The sequence below is a fragment of the uncultured Nostoc sp. genome, from assembly GCF_937863485.1.
Taxonomy (GTDB): domain Bacteria; phylum Cyanobacteriota; class Cyanobacteriia; order Cyanobacteriales; family Nostocaceae; genus Nostoc.
In genome coordinates, this window is the sequence record NZ_CALMFY010000178.1 from 1 (window position 1) to 5,168 (window position 5,168).

Annotated in this window: 11 protein-coding genes and 1 pseudogene; 3 read left to right on the forward strand and 9 right to left on the reverse strand. The window is 43.8% G+C overall.

The annotated features are described in order from the left end of the window. Positions 1-87: 87 nt before the first annotated feature. From Q0541_RS23705 to Q0541_RS23720, 4 genes are all read right to left on the reverse strand, one after another. The gene (locus Q0541_RS23705) at positions 88-633 is read right to left on the reverse strand and encodes a hypothetical protein (protein ID WP_298916325.1); all 546 of its coding nucleotides are present in this window, start codon (positions 631-633) and stop codon (positions 88-90) included. Positions 634-649: 16 nt separating this feature from the next. Continuing rightward, complete coding sequence (locus Q0541_RS23710) at positions 650-955, reverse strand: HNH endonuclease (RefSeq protein WP_298916328.1); 306 nt, start codon at positions 953-955, stop codon at positions 650-652. A 126-nt stretch (positions 956-1,081) separates the two neighbouring features. Then, positions 1,082-1,981 (reverse strand): reverse transcriptase domain-containing protein, encoded by a 900-nt coding sequence (locus Q0541_RS23715; RefSeq protein WP_298916331.1) that lies wholly within the window; start codon positions 1,979-1,981, stop codon positions 1,082-1,084. Positions 1,982-2,107: 126 nt separating this feature from the next. Then, entirely contained in the window at positions 2,108-2,224 is a 117-nt protein-coding gene (locus Q0541_RS23720; protein ID WP_298916334.1) for a reverse transcriptase N-terminal domain-containing protein, read from the reverse strand. 55 nt (positions 2,225-2,279) lie between these two features. Here Q0541_RS23720 and Q0541_RS23725 point away from each other — a divergent pair, with 55 nt between their 5' ends. The 3 genes and pseudogenes from Q0541_RS23725 to Q0541_RS23735 all read left to right on the forward strand — a co-directional run bounded on the left by Q0541_RS23725 (position 2,280) and on the right by Q0541_RS23735 (position 3,390). Continuing rightward, the gene (locus Q0541_RS23725; protein ID WP_298916337.1) at positions 2,280-2,429 is read left to right on the forward strand and encodes a hypothetical protein; all 150 of its coding nucleotides are present in this window, start codon (positions 2,280-2,282) and stop codon (positions 2,427-2,429) included. Between the two features lie 155 nt (positions 2,430-2,584). After that, positions 2,585-3,097, forward strand: a pseudogene (locus Q0541_RS23730) (transposase); the annotation flags it as partial. Positions 3,098-3,210: 113 nt separating this feature from the next. Next, positions 3,211-3,390, forward strand: a complete 180-nt coding sequence (locus tag Q0541_RS23735; protein WP_298916340.1) for a hypothetical protein — start codon at positions 3,211-3,213, stop codon at positions 3,388-3,390. Positions 3,391-3,427: 37 nt separating this feature from the next. Here the strand turns inward: Q0541_RS23735 and Q0541_RS23740 are convergent, their stop codons facing one another. From Q0541_RS23740 to Q0541_RS23760, 5 genes are all read right to left on the reverse strand, one after another. Further along, positions 3,428-3,601, reverse strand: coding sequence for a hypothetical protein (locus Q0541_RS23740; protein WP_298916342.1), 174 nt, complete (start codon positions 3,599-3,601; stop codon positions 3,428-3,430). Further along, positions 3,598-3,861, reverse strand: a complete 264-nt coding sequence (locus Q0541_RS23745) for a hypothetical protein (RefSeq protein ID WP_366941923.1) — start codon at positions 3,859-3,861, stop codon at positions 3,598-3,600. The genes Q0541_RS23740 and Q0541_RS23745 overlap by 4 nt, the downstream gene beginning before the upstream one ends. A 32-nt stretch (positions 3,862-3,893) precedes the next feature. After that, on the reverse strand, positions 3,894-4,280 hold the full coding sequence (locus tag Q0541_RS23750; protein ID WP_298916344.1) for a hypothetical protein: 387 nt from the start codon (positions 4,278-4,280) through the stop codon (positions 3,894-3,896). A gap of 180 nt (positions 4,281-4,460) precedes the next feature. Continuing rightward, a complete protein-coding gene (locus Q0541_RS23755) occupies positions 4,461-4,607 on the reverse strand; it encodes a hypothetical protein (RefSeq protein WP_298916347.1) in 147 nt (48 codons plus the stop codon). A gap of 183 nt (positions 4,608-4,790) precedes the next feature. After that, complete coding sequence (locus Q0541_RS23760) at positions 4,791-5,042, reverse strand: hypothetical protein (RefSeq protein WP_298916349.1); 252 nt, start codon at positions 5,040-5,042, stop codon at positions 4,791-4,793. Between the last annotated feature and the right edge of the window lie 126 nt (positions 5,043-5,168).

Here is a 5,168-nt window from a genome sequence, read left to right on the forward strand (position 1 = left end):
TTAATTATCAGTCTCGCCCTTCTTTGCTTCCGCAATATTAGACCTGAATCCTTACCTTAAATGGATTTTTTAGCGATCACCTGTTTTTCACCTGACCTCACCAAATTGCGTTGCTCCCTGGTAACCCTTGGTTTTAAGCACGAAGGGATTTTCATTTTCGGTCTTCCATCTGGCTCTGGCGGCGGCGACCACCTTGGCCACATTCTTGCTCTCAAGCAGGTGTTGGGTGACCCAAGAGTTCTGATAGAGCAGTGAGTGATCTGACGCTTTGGTGATGGTTAGTTCACACCAATTGACAATCATTGCTGGCTGAGTTTCCCGCAGTGGGATGTGATTGACGTGGCGATAGTGATGAATTTCCTGGTATCGACTATTCCAGTGACTTTGCTGCACCGTCTGGACTTCCCCATTGGCTTGTAAGTACTCCAGCCATTCATATAAAGCCGGGTGCGACTTAGGCAGGCAGACAAAGAGGAAGTTCCACTCCTGTTCCAGACATAACTCGCACAGGGGTTGGCGACTGTAGAGGTCATCACCCAGCAGCGTCACCTGGGCGGACTCAAACTCTGGAGCATGGCTGACAATCCAGCGTTTGGCTACCGCTTGTTCACAGGGAAAGCTTGTCCGCACCATCCTGATCCTGCAGCATTTACCTGAAATCTGCTGTATCATGGCAGTGTCGATGGAGTAGTTGCCAATTATCGTATGAATTCCGTCCACCAATGAATGTGGGAATTACATGGTCAACTTCAATCGGATTTCCATCTGTGAAGTAGTTACCGCAGTGAGCGCATATTCCTTTTTGCCTTTTGAGTAGTGTTGCTACTCTCGTAGACACTTCGGGATGTACACCCATTTTAGAACTCCAATAAATCCAGTCACCATTGTAGGGGGATGCTACCCCTTTTACCTTCACATAGCGTTTTATTTCAGTGGAGCTATATTGTATCAGCATTAGAGGATTTTTACCCTCCCTGGTTGCGAACGCCCAGTTATTGCCTTCTACGGTTTTGAAGTATTTAAGGCGTACCCACTTTCTGCCTTTATTTCGGTGACGATGACTACCCCATTTAAGCAGTTTTCAGACAACTAAATGCCATAGCCTTTCAAATATTTTCTGGCTAACGACGGTAGAGAAGTAATTGCACCAACCCCGTATAATGGGATTTAAAATCATAATCAAAGTCGCTTGGTCTAACCCACGTGACTTATCTATTACTTCAGCCACTTTTCTATAGTGCCTTTTCTGGCTTTCTTTACTAAGGGTGATAATAGTCTTAAATCCTAATAAACCACTTCTGCTTTTACTCCCTGAGTTGTGTTTTCCGACTGGAAATTGTCTAACGTTGAATCCTAAAAAATTGAATCCAGGTTCTTCGCCTTCTAAGTTATTCAGGGTGTGAACTAGTCTAGTTTTACTTAGTTTTAATTTTAACCCAATGCCACATAACCACTTCTCTATCTCTGTCTTGCACAGTTTTATGACTTCGTACTCCTCATGTAGAACCACGAAATCATCTGCGTATCTGATACATGAAATCGATTTGATTTTATCCCGTAGTCCAAAAGTATGACCACGACTATCTCTCATATTGAATTTTGGGGCTAATCCCATAATCAATTCCTCAAGTCCATGTAAGGCAATATTGGCAAGGAGGGGTGATTTCACCCCTCCTTGTGGTGTGCCTTCATCGGTTGGGAATAGACTTTTCCCATCCATAACACCAGCTTTTAACCAAGCTCGAATTTGTCTTCGTAAGGTTAGATAGGTATTTAATTTCTTGAGAAGTACATCGTGATTAATACGATCGAAACATTTTGATATGTCGGCATCCAAAACATATTTGGATTTTTTATTTACCGCAGTGTATATTGCTCCAACCGCATCGTGACATGAGCGCCCAGGTCTGAACCCATATGAGTTAGGTTCAAATCGCGCTTCCCATTCTGGCTCTAATACCAGTTTGACAAGTGCTTGCAATGCTCAGTCGAACATTGTCGGTATTCCCAAAGGTCTTTTTTCCTCTGTTCCTGGTTTGGGTATCCAAACTCGGCAAGTAGGTTTTACCTTTGAACCCAGTTTAATTTCATTTATCAAGGTCAAACGTTACTTCGGGGTCAGTGATTTAACTCCGTCCACACCAGCCGTTTTCTTACCTTGATTATCTTGAGTTACACGACGAACCGATATTACTCTTGCTTTTTCTAGGGTACTAGCGCTCACCTGTAAGGTTATGAAGTTGTCATCTACAAGGGATTAAAGTGCGAACTCAATCCTTATGGATTACCCTGTAGAAGCCAGTCATCCCCCGATTACTCGGTTTCGACTGAACGAATCGCACTTCTATGAAGCATTGACATCTGTTGGGGGTGGAAGCCCGGAATTTCTCTATGCCGTTAACCATAACGAGCCACGGTTGGGTGATTAAATCATCGTGGTCATAAGCAATGTAGGTTATCAGTTCTTTGCCACAGTAGACTTCGTGGTGGTAAAAGTTGATTTCTACAGTTGTCAGTAGTTCAGGAGCTACGGCTTGGGCTTGGTCTGCAATGTAGTTGTCAAGTTCGGTTTGCGCGAGGGCATTCGGTTAAAGACCGATTAATTCAACTTGGTACTATTCGTCGTGGAGCACCAGTACTGACTTTACGTTTAATTGAAATACAAGTCGGTAAAATTAGCTATTCTTACATTACTTCTATCCTCGACCCGCAAATGTTACCTCCCTACGTTGTTGCTGACTTATATCGGAGAAGATGGAGAATTGAAGAAGCTTTTTACGTGGTCAAACGTTTATTAGGACTGTCGTATTTATGGACTGGTTCTATTAATGGTGTGAAGTCACAAGTGTGGGCAACTTGGCTCTTTTATGCAGTATTAGTTGACTTGGGAGATGCGGTAGCTGATGAATTAGCTTTACCATTTGACCGTATTTCTTTGGAGATGATATTTCGTGGTTTGTACCATTTTAGTGTTGCCTATGACAAAGGTAAGGCGGATGACCCTATTAAGTACTTCGCTGCAAAAGAGAATCAAGATTTAGGAGTTGTCAAAGCGCTGCGAAAACCAGTTTCCAAGCTAGATATGTCCCCTTTCCCCGCACCCTCTTGACAAATATGCAATCACTCTAACCTCTCACGGATGATGGAGGACAGTCTCGCTTCAGAGTGAGAGTTAGGATGGAATCGCGTAACTATTGGTAAAGGAATTAATTGGCCAGAGCAGATTCTAACTATGGAGTTGGCAGTGAAGTTGTTCTTGGACTTCCATGTATCATTGGCTCAACAGGTATTGAGCGCCAACTGCTGTTATCAAGAAATGCTTATGAACAACGCTTATTAGAAGAATCAGCCCACAAACTCAATGAAGCCCACAATTCTTTGCATAATTAAAATCAAATTGGAACCCTATTAAACAACATACTCGGCATTACATCGAAACGGTTTTTAAGGCGGCAATGCCGAAGGTGAATGCCCAGTAAGTAGCTGTAAAGGGTTGTTGAAACAACCACGGTAGTAGCCGCAGTAGAATCAGCCCTTGCAACAGTCCATAGCCGAAGAGGAACTGAGCAAAGGCATCGGGCTGACCACTGGTGATACTCAAATAAGCAACACAGCCAACAACAGGGGGGCAAGTTGAATACCCAGCGTTGGACGAAGTGGTTTAGGCAATGCTTCTAACAAGTAGAGGCGCTGCATAATCATCGACTCCAATGCTAGCCGCGAAAACAGCCCTCTTCCAAAAAACAACTGGCCCCACTCTCGATAACCGAGGGTACTAGCAACGATCACACTGACAAAACTACCCGCGACTGTAGAGAGGTAGAGAATGGGTGTAATTATTTCTGGCTTACGTCCTCCCATCCATAGCTGACCGGAATGATACACGCCAAAGCTTAACTGACCAATTGCACCGACAACAAATAAACAAATAATGTGATGGTGATCGCACGAGAGTAGGGTGCGATCGCTAGCGCCACAAACATCGTAGACACAGGCACTAAGCTGATAAGGCAACACAAAACAGGATGCTCAAATTCAGCTAAGGCATCTGCTCTCGCCCACAGCCATTTACCCACATAAAGTAGCAACAACACGAGCCAGATTGCAATTGTCAGCAACATAATTGCTTCGCTAATCCAGGTAGGCAAGTGCCAAAGTTTAGCAGCTACTCGCCAGCAACTACCTAATCCTGCCAAACCCAGAATCATGCCAAAAAAGGAAGCAGGAATGATGGCACGATAATCTTTCAATAGGGTAGGCTTTGGACGTGATTTTCTCATGATCTAGCTTTCCTGCCAGCAATAGAGAGATGCAAGCGATGAAAAAAGTCAGGCATATTGGAGTGGGGAAGATTGCTTCAAGGTGAGGATTCGGTTCGTAATAGAGACAACAAACCCAATTTTTAGGCTGTTTTGATCGATTTCGATCGCAAACTCATCAAAACAGTCTTGATAGACAAATTAGGTCAGTGCAGGAGTGCGAATGGTCTCAGACTGTCCATTGTAAATATCCATGATTGTGTTGAGCAATCGCAGTGCATCTGGCTTGGAACGCTGGAAAGAATTGCGTCCGATAATCAATACCTTTGCCAAAATAAGAGGCGACAAAAATTTTTGCAAAACTTGCAAAATTACCCATACATAAGCGTTTAATTTAAAAGGTAGTTTGGAATTTCAAACTCTTATACTGCGGTCAATACGTTAAAAAAACCTTGTGGGAAACCTTGAAGGAATTTTTAGGACTTATTGTTTTTGCCAAGCCTCAGCAGATACGGGAGTTAATACATCAACTCACCCTCGTAAATTGGCAAAGGTATTGATAATCGAACCAAATCCATGTCCGGCATTAATAGCACGAACTTTATTGAGGAAAGCATCATCACTGTCGATCGGCCCACCCGAAAAAATGACAATCCGCCGTCCGTTAAAGGCACATTGCACCACATGATGCACTCGTTCAGATAATGTTGTGATCGGAATTTGCTCTTGCTCATACACCTTGCGGGCTGCATCCTGTTCAACGTGTTCGTTGGGCAGTTTCACTTTGTATGATGTGAGCGCCCAATTGAGCCGCAATCTGAGCCGCATAGCCAATCACATCGATCGCTGTCTCACCCGGGAGCAACGCGATTTTGTGAGGTTGGACAAAAAAGGTGCGATCGCTAATAA